Source organism: Chryseobacterium oncorhynchi (assembly GCF_002899895.1).
Lineage (GTDB): Bacteria > Bacteroidota > Bacteroidia > Flavobacteriales > Weeksellaceae > Chryseobacterium > Chryseobacterium oncorhynchi.
Window position 1 is genome coordinate 1 of the sequence record NZ_PPEI02000011.1, and the last position, 17,249, is coordinate 17,249.

14 protein-coding genes are annotated in these 17,249 nt (G+C 29.7%); 2 read left to right on the top strand and 12 right to left on the bottom strand.

Translation table 11 applies throughout. The features are described from left to right. Nucleotides 1–946: 946 nt before the first annotated feature. The 3 genes from C1638_RS21330 to C1638_RS21340 are packed head-to-tail and all read right to left on the bottom strand — an operon-like array spanning nt 947 to nt 4,759. Nucleotides 947–2,497 carry a PcfJ domain-containing protein gene (locus C1638_RS21330; protein ID WP_109623956.1) on the bottom strand — a complete coding sequence of 517 codons (1,551 nt, stop codon included), beginning with the start codon at nt 2,495–2,497 and terminating at the stop codon, nt 947–949. A 32-nt stretch (nt 2,498–2,529) separates the two neighbouring features. Then, the gene (locus C1638_RS21335; protein WP_109623957.1) at nt 2,530–3,822 is read right to left on the bottom strand and encodes a hypothetical protein; all 1,293 of its coding nucleotides are present in this window, start codon (nt 3,820–3,822) and stop codon (nt 2,530–2,532) included. A gap of 1 nt (nt 3,823) precedes the next feature. Next, nucleotides 3,824–4,759, bottom strand: coding sequence for a lytic transglycosylase domain-containing protein (locus tag C1638_RS21340; RefSeq protein ID WP_228428251.1), 936 nt, complete (start codon nt 4,757–4,759; stop codon nt 3,824–3,826). A gap of 19 nt (nt 4,760–4,778) precedes the next feature. On the opposite strand from C1638_RS21340, the gene C1638_RS21345 reads away from it, so the two are divergent. Next, complete coding sequence (locus C1638_RS21345; protein WP_109623959.1) at nt 4,779–5,174, top strand: hypothetical protein; 396 nt, start codon at nt 4,779–4,781, stop codon at nt 5,172–5,174. Here the strand turns inward: C1638_RS21345 and C1638_RS21350 are convergent. From C1638_RS21350 to C1638_RS21375, 6 genes are all read right to left on the bottom strand, one after another. Further along, a complete protein-coding gene (locus C1638_RS21350; protein ID WP_109623960.1) occupies nt 5,161–5,535 on the bottom strand; it encodes a hypothetical protein in 375 nt (124 codons plus the stop codon). The genes C1638_RS21345 and C1638_RS21350 overlap by 14 nt on opposite strands. Continuing rightward, nucleotides 5,525–5,818 (bottom strand): hypothetical protein, encoded by a 294-nt coding sequence (locus tag C1638_RS21355; protein WP_109623961.1) that lies wholly within the window; start codon nt 5,816–5,818, stop codon nt 5,525–5,527. The genes C1638_RS21350 and C1638_RS21355 overlap by 11 nt, the downstream gene beginning before the upstream one ends. A 3-nt stretch (nt 5,819–5,821) precedes the next feature. Next, nucleotides 5,822–6,289: a hypothetical protein gene (locus C1638_RS21360; protein WP_109623962.1), complete on the bottom strand. Its 468-nt coding sequence runs from the start codon at nt 6,287–6,289 to the stop codon at nt 5,822–5,824. Further along, a complete protein-coding gene (locus C1638_RS21365) occupies nt 6,289–6,753 on the bottom strand; it encodes a hypothetical protein (RefSeq protein ID WP_109623963.1) in 465 nt (154 codons plus the stop codon). The genes C1638_RS21360 and C1638_RS21365 overlap by 1 nt, the downstream gene beginning before the upstream one ends. 91 nt (nt 6,754–6,844) lie before the next feature. Then, the gene (locus C1638_RS21370) at nt 6,845–8,083 is read right to left on the bottom strand and encodes a Y-family DNA polymerase (protein WP_109623964.1); all 1,239 of its coding nucleotides are present in this window, start codon (nt 8,081–8,083) and stop codon (nt 6,845–6,847) included. After that, complete coding sequence (locus C1638_RS21375; RefSeq protein WP_109623965.1) at nt 8,083–8,556, bottom strand: LexA family protein; 474 nt, start codon at nt 8,554–8,556, stop codon at nt 8,083–8,085. Before C1638_RS21375 ends, C1638_RS21370 begins: the two co-directional genes overlap by 1 nt. Before the next feature lie 532 nt (nt 8,557–9,088). Here C1638_RS21375 and C1638_RS21385 point away from each other — a divergent pair. Next, nucleotides 9,089–9,661, top strand: a complete 573-nt coding sequence (locus C1638_RS21385; RefSeq protein ID WP_109623967.1) for a hypothetical protein — start codon at nt 9,089–9,091, stop codon at nt 9,659–9,661. Between the two features lie 223 nt (nt 9,662–9,884). Here C1638_RS21385 and C1638_RS21390 read toward each other — a convergent pair whose 3' ends face one another. The 3 genes from C1638_RS21390 to C1638_RS21400 are packed head-to-tail and all read right to left on the bottom strand — an operon-like array spanning nt 9,885 to nt 17,236. Next, nucleotides 9,885–15,455 carry a helicase-like domain-containing protein gene (locus tag C1638_RS21390; protein WP_109623968.1) on the bottom strand — a complete coding sequence of 1,857 codons (5,571 nt, stop codon included), beginning with the start codon at nt 15,453–15,455 and terminating at the stop codon, nt 9,885–9,887. A 28-nt stretch (nt 15,456–15,483) separates the two neighbouring features. Continuing rightward, a complete protein-coding gene (locus C1638_RS21395) occupies nt 15,484–15,834 on the bottom strand; it encodes a hypothetical protein (RefSeq protein WP_109623969.1) in 351 nt (116 codons plus the stop codon). A 4-nt stretch (nt 15,835–15,838) separates the two neighbouring features. After that, nucleotides 15,839–17,236 carry a toprim domain-containing protein gene (locus tag C1638_RS21400; protein ID WP_109623970.1) on the bottom strand — a complete coding sequence of 466 codons (1,398 nt, stop codon included), beginning with the start codon at nt 17,234–17,236 and terminating at the stop codon, nt 15,839–15,841. Nucleotides 17,237–17,249 lie beyond the last annotated feature (13 nt).

The following is a 17,249-nucleotide window of genomic DNA, read 5'->3' on the forward strand; positions in this document are numbered from 1 at the left end:
GCATGGAGAATACGATTTTATAATTAACCTAGACAAACCATCTTTTAATATGGTTAAAATTAACTCATTTAAAATCAATTAATTATAATCTGAAACAAACATTTTGTCCCATTTTTGGTTTGAAGCCAGAGTAGAATTACGGAATCCGGCAGCTGATATCCTGGCTAAAATTTCCCCTGCAGATCTTCCAGTGTTCTTGTTGTTCCGGAAGCGCTCCGGTGGTTCCAAAATGGGTGAGCTGGCCATCCTCCGGAAAGAGATTCCCCCGGTACTGTTCCTGGTTAAAAAAGGAGAGTAGAATTACGGAATCCGGCAGCTGATATCCTGGCTAAAATTTCCCCTGCAGATCTTCCAGTGTTCTTGTTGTTCCGGAAGCGCTCCGGTGGTTCCAAAATGGGTGAGCTGGCCATCCTCCGGAAAGAGATTCCCCCGGTACTGTTCCTGGTTAAAAAAGGAGAGTAGAATTACGGAATCCGGCAGCTGATATCCTGGCTAAAATTTCCCCTGCAGATCTTCCAGTGTTCTTGTTGTTCCGGAAGCGCTCCGGTGGTTCCAAAATGGGTGAGCTGGCCATCCTCCGGAAAGAGATTCCCCCGGTACTGTTCCTGGTTAAAAAAGGAGAGTAGAATTACGGAATCCGGCAGCTGATATCCTGGCTAAAATTTCCCCTGCAGATCTTCCAGTGTTCTTGTTGTTCCGGAAGCGCTCCGGTGGTTCCAAAATGGGTGAGCTGGCCATCCTCCGGAAAGAGATTCCCCCGGTGCTGTTCCTGGTTAAAAAATGGGAGTGGATTTACGGAACCCGGCAGCTGATATCCTGGTTAAAATTTCTCCTGCAGATCTTCCGGTGTTGTTGTAGATCCGGAAGCGCTCCGGTGGTTCTAAAATGGGTGAGCTGGCCATCCTCCGGAAAGATTGATATCCTGACTAAAAGATACTTTTAAGAATTATGCAATTCGAAATCCAGATTGAGGAATGGAATTCAAATTCAGATTTTTTTTAACTTTATCTATCTTATGTTCAGATACATTCTTATCAGCAATTTCTTTATTAACTAGCTTTAATTTATCTCTTAGCATTTTTAAATATTCTACGGGAGGTTCTGAATTGAAAACACCCTTACACTGGTTTAAAATATATACTTGTTTTGTTGAACTATAAGAAATTTCTATGGTATACCTTTTACTTGAATAAAGATCAGTATAAATAGCACAAAAACCATTCTCTATACTTTGTAAGTAAGAAGCTACACAATGATGTTGTCTTTTAGATTCAAGTACTAGATCTTCGGTTGTTTTAATTAAGGATATAAAATCAAGTTTTTTATATTCCTCCTTTATTCTAATATCCCTTTTCTCTATATCTCTTTCGATAAGTTCTAACGCTAATCTATCATGTTCCTGTTTCAACTTTTTAAATGATGTCATACGTAGATTAACATTTATAGATAACAATTTACATAAGTTTAAATAATCTTTTATAAGAATATTTTCATTCTTAGAATTTGCTTTTAAATAGCTTTCATTGTTTTGAATGAAAGTATAATGATAGTATTGTTTCAAAAGCTCAAAATCATATTCAAGTTTTAAACTAGAATGTTCACTCTCATATATATAAAGTTCTTTTTTACTTTCTAGGCTGTTATAGAAACTTATCAGTTTCGGCCAATCATTAATATCTGACAATTTTAGATTCTTATAAAAAAAATAAATTTCACAAATATCAAATTTTAAGAATTGTTTTGGTAAAGATTCTACATTAAATATTCTTTTTAATAAACTTTTTTTATTAGAAATAGTCCTGAACTCTTTCAGTGAAATTTTAGGTAAGTAAATTCCTTTATCTATAATATCAAAATTAAATTCTTTGGTAAAGTATTCATTGTTATTATTCATTTTAAAGAATTTTAGCAAAAATTCTTTTGAAAGAGTATGACTTAAATTACCAACCTTTTCATTTTGTAGGAAACTAAAGAAAGTGTTCATAGTTAAGGAAGTCCAACTATTATAACGGTTCATTTTTATTGAATTTTCATCCTTTATTGAAAAAGTAAAATTTGTTTTACCCTCTGCAATTAAAAAGCTATAAAGATTCAGATACAAACCACCAAATGTAATGACTACTTTATTGGATTCTTTATAATAATATATAGTTAAATAGCTTCCAATATCATGAGCTTTCCCACCTACATTAGAAATTTGTAATCCTAAATCTTTAAACCCTTGCTTCAGTGTATTAATTAAGGTTTTTGTTTTTGCTATGCTATCTTTCAAAAAATAAAATTTTAAGAAAATATCTTTACTATTAGCATAATGGTTACTAAAGATCGTTTTATCCGATTTGTGGTTGGAATAACGATAATATATAGAGTGCTCAGATAACTTATCCATTAATTCTGTTATAAAATTACTAGATAGTATATCCAGGAACAAGGCATTATCTACATTTTGAAATTTAATAGGAGCTGCGTTCTTATAATATTTTGATATTGGTTTCATAAACTATTAATTTAGGGAGTGAAAATGAGAAATTAAATTCTTGGAGCACCATTTGGAAATTTTTTATAACGTTCATCACTTTTATATTCTTCATGGATGAAAGTATTCCACTTATTTATAAAATCATCTCCCTGATATGAAAGTATTGATTTTTTAATCTCTTTAGATCTACAAAATTTTTTAAACTTTGTATATCCCTCCTTAAGTAATTTCTTATCTGATACAGAAGTTTTTATAATATCTAATATACTTTGTCTCTTTTCATCACTCAACCCATGTCTTCTACCAATATAATTGGCAAAGTGATTATTCTCTAACTTTTCTAGTGTTTCACTCTTTAATTTAACATTATTATTATTGACAATTGTTTTCATCTCGTATGCCATTACCGAAATAATATCACCATTTACCATATACTGAAAACTTTTCAATGAATTCTTATCAAGTTTTGACCGAACCTCTCTCATAAATCCTTTTGCCAAATCATTAGCATTTTTATAATTTAAGTCAAATAGCTCATTTATATTTTTATAATTCCAAGGGATCCATTCATTACAGTCAAATCTCTCCAAATAAAGAGAGAAAAGAACATGACGAGGATTTCCTAATAATTTTGGTAATTGAAGAAGAACCGAGTTATAAACATTTAGGTTTACAAGTTTTTCATACCAAAAAGGATTCATTTCAAAGTATAGTTTTTTACGATCAAAAGATGGAGACTCGATATAGGATAGTTTAGTTTCTTTCGTTTTTCCCTCTGCATTTTTCCCTACAACCCATACATTAAGATTATTATATAAAAAATCAACAGCTTCTCTAACTTTATTACTTCTACCTTTTATTTTCCCATCCGCTGTTGTTTGTGAAGAAATGTCTTTAATGTCAATTGCAATCGATATTCTCACATTTTCTTTCTTTTTGAATTCTTCCTCAAAAAGTTCCAACTGCTGAGGACGTTTTTTAGAATTAAATTGACTACTCTTTACTAAGGCAATGGACTTAAATAATATATTAATGGCAGCAATTGGCATATCGGTTAGACTAACTTTAGAAGATCTTTTTCTTTCTGTCTTTCCTATAATAAGATCAACCAATTCATTTGTTACATTAATTTCATCAATGCTGGTAATATCTCTATTGAAATTTTTTGCTATAGAAAAGCTTTTTTGATCATCAATTAAATATATCTCCCCCTCTTCAGTAGATATAATATTCTCATATTTCTCATTTTCACTCCCTACATTTGAGATAATATCTATTGTTTTTTGCTCTTTATTTTCTGTTCCTAATAAGCGGATCTTATTAATATAATCTTTGTCTTTCATTCTATTTTGTGTATATAATTGATTTACTTGGTATATAATCTGTTATGAACTGCGGATTTGCAAATCTGAGGAATGCTGTATCTGAATTAAGCCCTTTAAAACTTGTAGGGTTATTATTTGAAATCATTTTAATATCATAAAAATTATATTTAAAATACATTGGCTTAATATTATGCTGTCTATAAAAATTGAAAATATAGTTTACAGCGATAAAGCTTGGAACATAGGCTCTTGTCTCTGCAGGAAGAAAGGGGCGTACTTTCCAATAGCTTTTAGATCCTGCACTTCGAATAGCTTTTCTAACATTGCCAGAACCACAATTGTATGCTGAGATAGCAAGGTTCCAGTCCTTAAACTCATTATAAAGATCTCGTAAATATCGAGCTGCTGCATCAGTATTTTTTACAGGATCATAAAACCCACTATAATATTTGTTATCATATAATCCATATTGTCGCCCAGTAGCAGGCATAAACTGCCATAATCCTTTTGCGCCTGCCCAAGAACCGGCACGAGGATTTAATGCACTTTCAACAACTGCTAAATATTTAATTTCTTTTGGAAGTCCATATTTTTCTAAACCTGCTTCAAACAATGGAAAATAATATGTAGATAATCCAATGATTCTATGATACCACTTGTATGAGAGATATTTTTTTACATAGGAATATGTAATGTCATTATAATCAATATTTAAATTGGTATTTACATCTAGCAATGAAAATCGTCCCCTATAAGTATCTAGGGAAAGATTTCTATCCTCCAAGTCTTCTACTTTTCCATTATCATATTGCTCAAGAGACTTTATCCATTTCTCATCTACTTTTAAATACACTTCCTTGTCTTCCTCATATACTTTAGAATTTTCTTGCGAGGATAAGAATAAAGGAGAAAAAGTAAATAAAATTAGCACTGCATTAACAAGCTTTTTCTTCATAATTTCATATTTTTGTTTCATGAGTGATTTATTAAATAATATTGTATTCAAAAGGTTAATATCGTTAAGAAAAGAATTAGGTCTAACGCAACAAGAGTTTGTGGACAACTTCAATGATTTTATTGCGGTTAATAAAATTCATTTAATAAATAAAAGCAATAATCCATTAAAAACAGATAACTATAGCAATATTGAGAGACGTCTTTCTTCTCAAACAGAAACTTTTATTCATATTGTAAAATATTATCAAGTTGTTCATGATATTAATCCTGCTTGGCTTTTTGTGGAAGATAATCTTTTAGTTTCAAAATACATTTCTAAAGATCTGGAAATAGAAAGGTATAATCTTCTTGAACAAAAACATCTCTTAATTAAGGAAAAGATTAAAGAATTACAAAATCTTATGAAAGATTAATTTCTCTTTCCGTGATTGAATAATTACCTTGTTTTACCAGAGTTTTTGTTCCATCAGCATGGAAAATTATTAAATGATCTTTTTTCTTTAAATACTTATACTTTACATTTTCATAAGTTGTTATCTGGCCATTGTTATTAAGATGAATATCATAATATTTTAAGTTTCCTCTAATCATAGAAAGGAAAAAAATAACTACTAAAGTAGCTAACAAAATATATACAGATAGATTTAAATTAACAATAATGTAATTGGTGATTAAAATAAGTGACAATGATACAAGTAAATGGTTAGATACTGATATTGTACTATATTTAACTGCATACTTCTTTATTGTATTAAAAATTGAACTATTTTTCATCATTAGATTCTTTTGAATTAAAAATTTGTAATTTTTCTGCTTTTTTTATTAATCCAGGGGAAGCATTTTGTAGAAAATCTGTTTCCCTCTTTTGAATAAAGTCTGTTAATGCTTCATCCATAATATCAGTTCTTGTATATGCTAATTTGTGATATCCCTGTTCTCTTTTATAATCAATATAGATCGTCATAAAATCTATTTGCTTTGAGAAAAGTTTAAATAGGATATTCTTTTTTTCATTAGATTTTTTTGATCCTCTAATGTATTCTTTTGAATCACTCATAATTTAAATTGTAAATTTATTTCGTAGTCTATTTGCTAATGCAGCTGTTCTATTTTCTTTTGTTAATATATAGAATTCATTTACCTTGAAAATGTTTTTGATAAAAGCGATTACTTCAGGTATATCAACTGTCTTAAAAATTAATTCCCTGGAATCGTTAATATATAACATTGAAATATCTATCAGTTTTCCAAATTCCTTTTTAGTAAAAATTGAGATTTTATTTCTTGCAATAAGTTCATTACTAATAAAATAATAATGATTACATAAATTTAGATTGCTCTTTACTAAACTATCAATAAAAGCATCATTAATATTAGATAAATAGCAGTCTATTTGGTCTCGAATCAGCTCTATGTCATTAGACCTATTTTCCTGAAAATAAACAATGCGATCCATACTATCTGTTTCTTTGAAATAACTCTGACCATTAAAAGAGCATTTCTTTAAATTTGAAATTATTTTTTCCATCACAATTGGTTATTATTAAGTAAAAATTGTGCTAAGATTTTATCTTCTCTTGAATAGATTGACCCCTCTATAATCTCATGAAGTAATACATTTCGTTCTTTTATTGATAAAGAAGAAAGATTATACTTTTTTTCAAAATCTCCGATTATTTGATAATTATTTCCAGTTCCGGCTTTACCCAGGATAAACATTCTATTTGAAGAAAACATATCCTTAATAATTAAACCAAGTGAAAGCAACCACATTAGAATAAGTCCTAGTAGGATAAAAATGCTATCCTTATCATTAAAAATGTTGGAGAACCTTACATTATATTTTATAAATCCAGATAAAATATATCCTGTCGCTAGCAATGTGAAAATGCAAATTGTAATTGTGGAGAATCTAAACTTCTTTGAATTAATAGCATAGAAAGCAAGAGTACCACTAATAGCACATGCAATGTAAATTGGTAGATGTATCATATTTAGTAATTTAGTTTTACAAATATATACAAAAATTAGATATATATATATACCTAATGAAAAATAAAATGATATCTTAATTTCTGATCAATTATGCTTTTAAAATTAGGTAATCATTTGTAGTAAGATACTCCTGCTTCATGATCCAAGTTTTTTCGAGATTCATTCCTGCAAGTTTCACTTTTGGAACACCGAACTTATTATTAATACTATCCACAGCATCCATTACAAGTTTATGTTTTGGGAATAGATCCGTATCATAAAGACTAATTATTCGTTCACTTTCAGGTACAAAAGTGTTTAAGATTACACCTGCCTTTTTATATTCGAATCCTTTTATATAAATTTTATTTAGAGCAATTTTAGCGTACTTACTGATCTCAATTGAGGAATTGTATGGATTGGGGAGAGTTATAGTAAATGAGCTACTTCTTTGTGGTAGATCTGGTCTGAAAAAATTAGTTGCTAAATAAACGGTTACATGACGGCAGCAACTATTTTGACGTCTCAACTTTTTAGAACATTCGGAAGAAAATGTTACTATTCTTTCTTCAATAAATTGATAATCATCCGTAGCAATATCAAAAGTCCTGGTTGTAGCAATCTGTTTGTTTGGTTCTTTAAAGGATATATCGTATTGCTTATTTCCAAGTAATTCATTCTTCATACGAATTCCAAAAATTCCCATTTCTTTTTTTAAAAATTGATCCGGAAGATGTACAAAATCTATAGCTTTCTTAATTCCATGATTAAGAAACCTTTGCTCATATTTTCTACCTATTCCCCAAACATCTCCGATTGGTAACCATTTAAGAGCTTTTTCTATTTTATCTTGTGAATCTATGGTATATACATGGCCAAGATCCTCTGAATATTTTTTAACAATTTTATTGGCTACTTTAGCCAATGTTTTTGTAGGAGCAATTCCAATAGAAGTAGGCAAATCTAACCCTCTAAAGATCTTATCTCTCATTTCCAACATTTTGTTTTCAATGTCAGAATATCCATCAAGAAATAAAAAATTTTCATCCACGGAATAATTTTCAGTCTGATCACAATATCTATTTATGATAGACTTCATTCTATTACTCAATTCGCCATAAAGTTGAAAATTGCCGGAACAAATTATTAAACCATGAGATTTTACAAAATGTATAATTTTGAACTTTGGTTCACTCATCTGAATACCAAGTTTTTTTGCTTCCTGGCTTCTTGCTACAACACAACCATCATTATTTGACAATACAACCAATGGCTTTCCCCTGTATTTTACATTGTAAAACCCCTCGCAACTTGCATAAAAATTATTTGCATCAACTAAGGCTATCATTATCTATATTTTCTAACTATTCCTATAATTACACCCCATAATACGAATTCAGTATCTTCATTAATATCAAAATCCGGATAATCTTTATTAGCTGTTTGGAACTTTAAAGATTCAAGACGGTTATTATCTCCATATTTTGGTTTAAATCTCTTTATGTAATGTTCACCATCAATATATACAGCAACTAAATCTAAAGGGTTAGGTTCAATTCCTTTTTCAATAATCGCCCAATCTTTATCGTACACTCCAATATCTGATAAGCAATCCCCCTGAATCCTTGCAGGAACAGTAACATCAATATCTCTAATCAGAAATTGAAAAAGATCCATGTCTGGAAAATCTTCTGCAGGACTAGAAAAACTTTGATAACCTCCTGCTTTTAATGGTTCATTAAAGGGCAGAAGAATAATAGGTTGAGTATTGGAGAATTTGAAAATTTCTAATTTTCCATTTTCTGTTGCTTTTAAATTCATTATACAAAATTAATGAGATTTTATATAAAAAGGCTGTTTTGTATAGCTCAGGAAAAGATATTGCACCGGTGGTTCCAAAATGAGTGAGCTGGCCATCTTCCGGAAAAGGATTCCCCCGGTGCTGTTCCTGGTTAAATAGGCGAGTGGAATTACGGAATCCGGCAGCTGATATCCTGGCTAAAATTTCCCTGCAGCTCTTCCGGTATTCGTGTAGATCCGGAAGCGCTCCGGTGGTTCTAAAATGGGTGAGCTGGCCATCTTCCGGAAAAGGATTCCCCCGGTGCTGTTCCTGGTTAAAAAAAGCGAGTAGAATTCCGGAATCCGGCAGCTGATATCCTGGCTAAAAATTTCCCTGCAGCTCTTCCTGTCTTGTTGTGGATCCGGAAGCGCTCCGGTGGTTTCAAAATGGGTGAGCTGGCCATCTTCCGGAAAAGGATTCCCCTTAGTGCTGTTCGATGGATTATATCTTAGTATAAACCCCATGAGACATAGAATCAAATAATTTCACTAAAATTGCAGATTATTAAAAACAATGACAAAAAGAAAACACATAGATACAAAATCAAAAAAAACAGAACCTGAATCATCTGCTAATGGTCAAAAGTTGGAAGAATTTAAGCCCAATACCGCTTCTAAAAATGCAAAACTTATACATAAATTTAATGATTTTGAGTTCGAAATTTGGATAGATAAACATTATGAAGATCGCTTAAATTATGGTGATGAATCTGGAATTAGAGAGGGTATTGAACAAGAAAAGATTCAGGCTTTAATAATAGAAAGTATAAAGTATATATTTCATTTCTACTTGTCAAATAGAATTTCAAATTTTATCAATTTCCCAAATAAAGTAAATCCTAGATCAAAAACAAACCATAGAATTGTAATTAAGGATTATAGAAATTCGGAAGTTCCTTTAAATTTTGTAATTGAAATTCATTTTTTAGAATATGGGAAATATGAAATTACTACAATTACTGCAATGAAAACTACAGATTTTTTTCTAACAGATGGACAGTATTGTATTTCTTTTACTAATACTAGTATAAATTTAAATAGACTGGTTGTAAAACAGTTAAGTACAATAGATAAATTAACATATTAAATTTGTGTATTAAAATTTTAATACATAAATTTGCTTCAGAAAAGACAGGATAAATAAAATCTGAACAGCCTAATGGCAGGATTTCTACAATCTGAACAGATCTTTTCGAAAAATTTTTAAATAAATTTTTTTAATATAAGACCCTACCATTGGTAGGGTTTTTTATTGTATTTAATTTTTAAAATATAAAAAAAGATCTACAATATGTAGATCTTAAACAAATTTAAATTTTGGGTCTATTCCTTATTTTTTTACTCTGTCTTTCATTCTCAATTTCTTGCTTGAGTTCAATAATTTTTTTAGTAACTAGCTCAATCTCCTCATTACCATCAAATTTTTGATATTCATTTTTAAGATTACTATAATATTGAAATTTCTCATTTGAATGTTTGATATCATCTTCACAATTATCAATTAGTCGAGGAATTCTCTTTGAGATTTCATTATAAATAATTGTGCTTGCTTCCAAAGGATCTTTAGGTATAACATCCATTCTTTTCTGCATCTTTAAAGAATTAAAATCATTTTCAATTATGATTTTTGATTGAGCCTTTCCTAAATCATAGCTAATTTTTGTAAAAATAAGATTAAGATTAAACTGATCTATTTTACATAATGGAATCTGATATGCAATTTCTCCGGATAAAACTGTTTTATAGGGTTCTAATTCTCTAAAAAAATTTCCTTTGGTTGCTGTTAAAAATTTTTCATATTTCTCTCTAAGCTCTTTTCCAATAATTTTAAAGTCTTGAACTCCACTGATAAGTTCTTTTTTATCAAATAAGAATATTTCGGGATGATTCTTAAACGTTTCAGGATCTGTTTCTGCAAATACGGTAGTAAACTTATCCATTACATCTTTATAAATTATTAATTGAGCTGATTCTTTTTCAATTGTTTCTTTATAAAAATTGTAATTACGATTTAATTTGATTCCCTCGTTCTCTATGGCTTCTTTGTTGTTATAAAGGTTTTCTAACTTCTGCTCTAATTTGGCAATTTCCAACATCTGGGGATTATCCAGTATGTATGCTTTCATTAATGAAAAATTAGTTCCATTTCCATCCCCATCAATCTCACCCTCATCCAGGATTCTAGGAGTATTTGCACCAATCTTTTTAAAAACACTTAAAAATCTGTCTTTAGTTTCATTAGCCTGAGATCTAAAGGCGTCTAGTGACTTTTTTGCAAGATATTTATAATTAAAAACTGTATTATCAAATTCTTTAGCAATTTTATTCCCTTGTCTTTTCATTCTGCCTAGTCTTTGAGCTGATTTACTAGGTGTCCACGGAATGTCAAGATCATGTTCTGCAATACATTTTTCCTGAACATTACAACCTGTTCCAAGTGTATCGGTAGATCCTATTGCAATTCTAAATTCCCCACTGTTCACTTTATCCTGGAACTCTCTTCTTAATGCCTTGTCTCTCTTTGTGCCGGATGCAGCTCTCCAGTCATGGGCAAATTGAATTTCATGTTTAGGGATATTATATTTCTCCACTAAAATATCCCTCAATCCATCATACACATTGAATTGATCTTTATTTTTAGAATTGGGAATCCCCAGATCACAAAAAACCAATTGAACTCCCTTTAAATCATCAGTTTTTTTATACATCTCATTTATGTTCTCAGCACATAATTGAAGTTTTCCAGCTGCAGGCTCAATAAAATACTCTGCATTAACTAACCTGGGATCGATACCATTTTTCTGGGAGAGATTTGAAACAATTAAGGAACTTGCCTGCTTTTGTTTATCATCAAATGATTTTTGAATTATACTTTCAAACTCATCTGCAGTCTCAATATTTCCATCAATAAAATCAACCAGAAGATCATTAAATTTCTCTTGCTGAATGTTTGCTTCAGCAATTACCATTTCAGTTTTTACATTTGGTGTTTCTACGGTAAAGTTACTTTCATTAACTACATGGGCCATTTCTAAATATAATGACTTTAGCTCCGGAACATTTACAATATATCTGAATCTTTCCTTTTCTTTAATTGCATTTCCGACAGATAGTTCCTGTTGTACTTCTTTTACAAAGAAGTTCTTTGCAAATCTGTCAAATGTGTTAATATTGAGTTCTTTTAATCTTGCAGGCTTAATCCAGTTCATCAGATTATAGATCTCTGCCATAGAGTTAGAAATAAATGTTCCGGATAGAACAGTGATTCCTTTATCAACAAGATCATACTTTTTTCTTAAAGATCTTGTCAACATAGCATAATGTTTAGCTCTCTCTGAAGCCTGTGTACTTAATCCAGCAATACCGCTATGAATTGTTGTAAACGGCATATTCTTAAATTTGTGAGCTTCATCAATTAAAATATGATCAACCCCCAAAGAATTAAAATCATAAATAGTGTTGTCTTTATTGCCATTAAGAACATCAAACATTCTTTCTAATTTAGCTTCTTCATTTTCTAGTTGCTTTTCTAACCTTTTAAGATCACCAACATTAACCCCCTCTTCCTTTAATGACTTTTTATAATAAATATTATCTCTTAAATCCTCTAAATATTCTTCAATGTATTCAATTTGAATATCTAAAGGTATTGGTATTTTAGCAATTTCTTCATGAGTCATAATTACACAATCCCAATCATTATTTGCTATCATGGCATATTTCTGCTTTCTTTTTTCTTCAGATGAAAGTTTAGTATTTTCATCAAGCTCGGAAGTATCAAAGAATATTTTAGAATCCGGATAATGAAATTTAAACTCTTTATAGATCTGTTCTGCAGTAGCTCTTGTCACTGCTAACATAGGTTTCTGTTTTAATCCGGAATCTTTCATCTTCATCGTAGCACTAAACATGACAAGCGATTTTCCTGCTCCTACAATATGATCTACAACCCCTCCATCATTCTGCAAAATCATTGAAACAGCATCTTTCTGATGTTGATGGGCATCATCAATTCCATTCACATCTGTAAAATCAAGATAAGATCCATTAAATACTTTAGGAACATTTGTACAGAAAGTATCATTATAAGTATTTAAAATTTCTTGATGTTGTTCCGGAGATAAAGTATTGATAAATGTTTTCCATTCTTTTTTTAGAAGCTTTGATTTCATCTCAGCTTCTTTATTTGCTTTGATATCCTTTACATAATATTCTTTATCTCCTGACTTTACTTTAGTCGTAAAATTGAAAGATTTATCATTAATGATATCCTTTAAAATTTCACCTCCTGAAATAGTCTTATTAACTCCTTGTACAGATAAAGAATTTAGACCATAACACTCTTTGAAAGACTTTTTGGAAATTAAAAATCCATTGAGCTTAGTAAACTCAAAAAAATCTTCATTATGATATTCAAATTTATTCTGAAGAAAAGTTTCTAAGTATTTTTTTGGTAACCATTCAGCATTAATATTAATCGTAAGATCATCAAAATTTGTTATACTTATATCATGCTGCTTTAATAATGCAAGATCTTGTCGAAGCCTTGTATCTGAAACATAATCAAAACTTTTTTCGTTCAGTAATACATGCTCTAGTATCTGTATTTTTAATGGAATATTACCTGACAAAAACTCTTCCTTGGTTGAAAATTTATATTTAACAGCATCATCTTTAATCGAATAGTCATTATAAATTTTACCAGAATCTACCAATTTTCTGGCTATTTCTACTTTTTTGTCTTCGTCTGTCTCATTTAGAAGCTTACAGATATACTGTATCTTTACCTGCCCATTATTTTTTTGAAGAGATTTTATAAGAGCCTGCTCCGGTGTGGTAATTTCTTTTTTATTATCAGTAAAATAATTTTCATTACTGATAAGATCAGAAGCTAAATACTTTCCAAGTTCATTTCTAATTTCCAGACCAGCAAATTCAGATGAATAAATATCGTCTTTGAAAAACAATAATGAATCATTTATTGATCCATACTCCTTTGTATATATTTCATATGCATTTATCAGGTTTTTATGTTTTTCAACAAGGTCTGCTGAATCCTCTTTTAAAGCGTGCTGAAATAGTAGATAATCATTTTTTAAATGTATTAGAGCTTTATCTTTCTCTGCAGCATTGAGTATTGGAATGGCAATGTATGAATCCGCTTCTTTTATATTCAGAATGTACATTTCATTTTCAAGAACAACATAAGCACCAGAATAATGATAAATATTTTGATTCTCTAAATCCTTATTTAATATTTTCTTCTCCTTTATTTCTTCTTCGGCAGGAATTTCTATGATGGTATCAATTGCCTTATTAATGGTCTTTTCATAATGGTTAATTTCATTCTCAAAATCAAATAACGACAGTTGAATTCCTTGAGCAGGATTCTGCTCTTTATATTTAGTTTTTGATACTTTCTTATCTTTAATTTCTTTTGTAATAGTCTCAATCTCATTAACTGTGATTGGTTCCAAAAGAGTGCTATTAGTAAAGGAATATTTCTTTTCTTTTTGAAAATTCTCCTGAAAATTTTTTGTTCTATAAAGGTCATTATTTGAAAAAACAACATTCTTTAATTTTTCATTGTCTGCTAATTTTAGAAGACTTGCACTTTGCTCTATGTGATTATCAATTTCAGAGTTAGAAATTAAATTTCTAAATGCCTCAAACCTTACACTTTCATTTTTCTGACTACTACTTAATGTATATCCATTATGCATGAAATTAGTCTGAAGTTCTCCAATTAATATTTTTTCCTGTCTTTGATAAACAAATGAATTTATATTATAATTTTGCTCTTTATTTTTATTAGGGTTATTCTCTGGAGAAATAAATAGTTCTTCTGCAGACAAAGATATGCTGGAAATTATTTGATTTAACGCATTTACATCAAGCTCAGTTACTAAACTCTTTTTATGAGTATGTAAATAGTCTGTCTGAACTTCAGTGCCTAAAAAGGTCTCTTTTGGAAGTCTAACCAGATTTTTTATTGTATTATTATTTTGAAAAAATAAAGCACGATCTATTTCAGTTCCTGGAGCATCAAGATAATTGCTACTCGTTATAAATCCAATATCTCCATCATTCTTTAAAAGAAGTGATGATTTTAAAAAAAAATAACTATGAATATTCGGAACCTTACCGAGTTCAAAATTCTTTTTAACCAAATCATCATGTATTTTCGTACTACCAAAAGGAATATTACTTGTTATGATATCAAATTTCCGATCAGGAGTTACTTGAAAATTTTCATATTTATTACAATGTGCTGAGAAAGTGATAGAATCGTTTTCATTAATCTCATTTTTTAAACTACTCAGAATACGATAAGAAATATTCTCAGGCTCAATAGCAAAAATTCTAAATGATGCTGTTGAATTTATTATACCTTGATCCTTTAAAGATCGTATATTATCAATAAGACTTTTTACAAAAACCCCTGTCCCGGCACTTGGATCTAATATCATAAAAGGATCCTTTGAGCTGCTATTATTTATTTGGTCAATCTTCTGAAGTAGAAGTTCTTTAGTGATTACATCTACATATCTTTTATCGGTGTAATAGGCGTATAAAGCACTTCTTGCAATTTTTTGAAATACTGATTTTAAATTGTTGTTATTAACCCCTGCATCATTCATTTCTTTTATAAGAATTCTTATCTCATCAAAATACTTTTTTGTGGATTTGCTATCAAATTTTTCAGATAGAATATCTTCAATAGGCATTGTAAAATAAGGGAAATTGCCAAATCCGGTAAACAGATTTGACAATTCAGTATAGTTTAATTCTTTTTCTGGGGAAAGTGCAATTAACTTTAATGCAGCTAAATTATTTCTAAACCTTTGAAAATCTGAAAGGTTTTTAACATTATCATTCATAAATGCATATTAATAAAGAGAGACAAAACTAATTTACAAATTGATCTTTTAAGAATTCAAACCCTTTTTGAAGTTCCAGTTCTGGAAGTTCATGAGTTTTTACATCTGAATTTTGAAGTAAATCTTTACTGTACTCAATGATATAAAGAAAGGCTTCAGTAATTATTTGATCTTCTAATCCAAGGATTTCAATTTTGCGAATGTATTCACTTTCAAGCTCTGGATGTTCTTCTAATAATTCTTCTCTTAGATACCTTTGCAATGCTTTATAATATGGTAATTTTTTCCGGTTGGGAATGATGGTTTCCATTACCGTTGGATTATCTGTGTATTCTTTACTTATAAATACACCATCTACATCAATCATTTCTTGATTCATTATGTTATATTTTTAAACCTTTCTTCTTGGGAAGTTCCTGTTGTAAATCTAAATTTTCTTGTTTTCTTAATTTTAGATCTTCATTCCAATCTTTTGAATTTGATTTATGAATTGTGATTTTTTTGTTTATTCCCGGAAAGATCTGCAGGGACATATTATTGAACGTTTCTAAATACTCTTTAGTATTAGGAACTATGAATTCAATTTCTGACTTTGAATTTTTTTTCAAGTAAGAAATAGCCTTTTCCTGATTAATAATATCCACCGCCATATTCCTTGGTAACACTCCATTTAAAAATTCAAGTGTCTTTTTATCAATCTCTCTAAACTTTGTTGATAGTTTTTCAGCTTTAACAAAATTTTCTTTATCATTAATTGTTAATGAAATAGAGAGAAAATCTTTATCCTTATAGTTAATTTTTATTTCTGGAACCATTTTAGAAATAATAATTGTATCAAAAAAACATCCTCTTATATCATTATCAGTAGATAATGTTATTTTTTCAAAAGCACGCAAATCAAAAAACTGTTTTAATTTAAAAGCTTTGTTCTCTGATAGCTCTCCATTCGTGCTTAAATATTCTGAGTTTTGAGGTTGATTAACTTCGAAATGGCTCATTGCATCCCATAGTGATTCTGTTATTATTAAATTTCTCCCTCCTTGTTTAGAATTTACCTGCAGATCTTTATCTACTTCAATAGGATTAGAAAATACAAATCCTACATCATTCTGACTACCTCTGGCAAATCTTTTACTATTAAAGTTGTCATAAGCAGGATTTGTATTTGTTTTTTGAACCCCAACAACTTTATTATTGATGTCTTTTATTTCATAAGCTATTGTAAAAAAATTTTCTTTTTCATCCTTATAGCTTTTAACTATTCCTTTAAAAAGTGGATGGTCTATAGTTTCATTAGATAACTGACGAAATTCAGTCATGTAATTACGCTGATGAGAATGCAATGGCAGGAACTCTCCTTTTAATAAAAAATCCTCTGTCATTGAATTTGAAAACAATTCTTTTGAAGCATCCCGATTAAAATTTTGAATATTTTCCCTTTCCTTTATTTCCTGTTTGATAATAGCAAGATTGCTATTATAGTTTACAAGTTCTTTGTTTACTGCTTTCCACACATTAGGTTCATTCTGAACTACATGATTCTTAATAAAATGTATAAGATTCCCGGCATTCCCTGTTGCCCTGGAAATGTAATTTTGGTTTCCGTCTTTTCCTTTAAAAAATTCAAACTTATCTGATCTTAAAGTAGAATCACTATTGTCTACAAATGCTTTTCTTTTATTATCATAGAAAAAGTTAGGCATACGATATCTAAAAAAATCTACTAAATCAATTTCTTGAATTGCTTTATACCAATCGACCATTGGTTGCTTTTCTTCCATAAGTAAGTAATTT

What these genes read in the sequence shown, in the direction of transcription:
- C1638_RS21330 (WP_109623956.1), bottom strand. Translation starts at nt 2,497, where the DNA reads ATGAAACCAATATCAAAATATTATAAGAACGCAGCTCCTATTAAATTT.
- C1638_RS21335 (WP_109623957.1), bottom strand. Translation starts at nt 3,822, where the DNA reads ATGAAAGACAAAGATTATATTAATAAGATCCGCTTATTAGGAACAGAA.
- C1638_RS21340 (WP_228428251.1), bottom strand. Translation starts at nt 4,759, where the DNA reads ATGAAGAAAAAGCTTGTTAATGCAGTGCTAATTTTATTTACTTTTTCT.
- C1638_RS21345 (WP_109623959.1), top strand. Translation starts at nt 4,779, where the DNA reads ATGAGTGATTTATTAAATAATATTGTATTCAAAAGGTTAATATCGTTA.
- C1638_RS21350 (WP_109623960.1), bottom strand. Translation starts at nt 5,535, where the DNA reads ATGAAAAATAGTTCAATTTTTAATACAATAAAGAAGTATGCAGTTAAA.
- C1638_RS21355 (WP_109623961.1), bottom strand. Translation starts at nt 5,818, where the DNA reads ATGAGTGATTCAAAAGAATACATTAGAGGATCAAAAAAATCTAATGAA.
- C1638_RS21360 (WP_109623962.1), bottom strand. Translation starts at nt 6,289, where the DNA reads ATGGAAAAAATAATTTCAAATTTAAAGAAATGCTCTTTTAATGGTCAG.
- C1638_RS21365 (WP_109623963.1), bottom strand. Translation starts at nt 6,753, where the DNA reads ATGATACATCTACCAATTTACATTGCATGTGCTATTAGTGGTACTCTT.
- C1638_RS21370 (WP_109623964.1), bottom strand. Translation starts at nt 8,083, where the DNA reads ATGATAGCCTTAGTTGATGCAAATAATTTTTATGCAAGTTGCGAGGGG.
- C1638_RS21375 (WP_109623965.1), bottom strand. Translation starts at nt 8,556, where the DNA reads ATGAATTTAAAAGCAACAGAAAATGGAAAATTAGAAATTTTCAAATTC.
- C1638_RS21385 (WP_109623967.1), top strand. Translation starts at nt 9,089, where the DNA reads ATGACAAAAAGAAAACACATAGATACAAAATCAAAAAAAACAGAACCT.
- C1638_RS21390 (WP_109623968.1), bottom strand. Translation starts at nt 15,455, where the DNA reads ATGAATGATAATGTTAAAAACCTTTCAGATTTTCAAAGGTTTAGAAAT.
- C1638_RS21395 (WP_109623969.1), bottom strand. Translation starts at nt 15,834, where the DNA reads ATGAATCAAGAAATGATTGATGTAGATGGTGTATTTATAAGTAAAGAA.
- C1638_RS21400 (WP_109623970.1), bottom strand. Translation starts at nt 17,236, where the DNA reads ATGGAAGAAAAGCAACCAATGGTCGATTGGTATAAAGCAATTCAAGAA.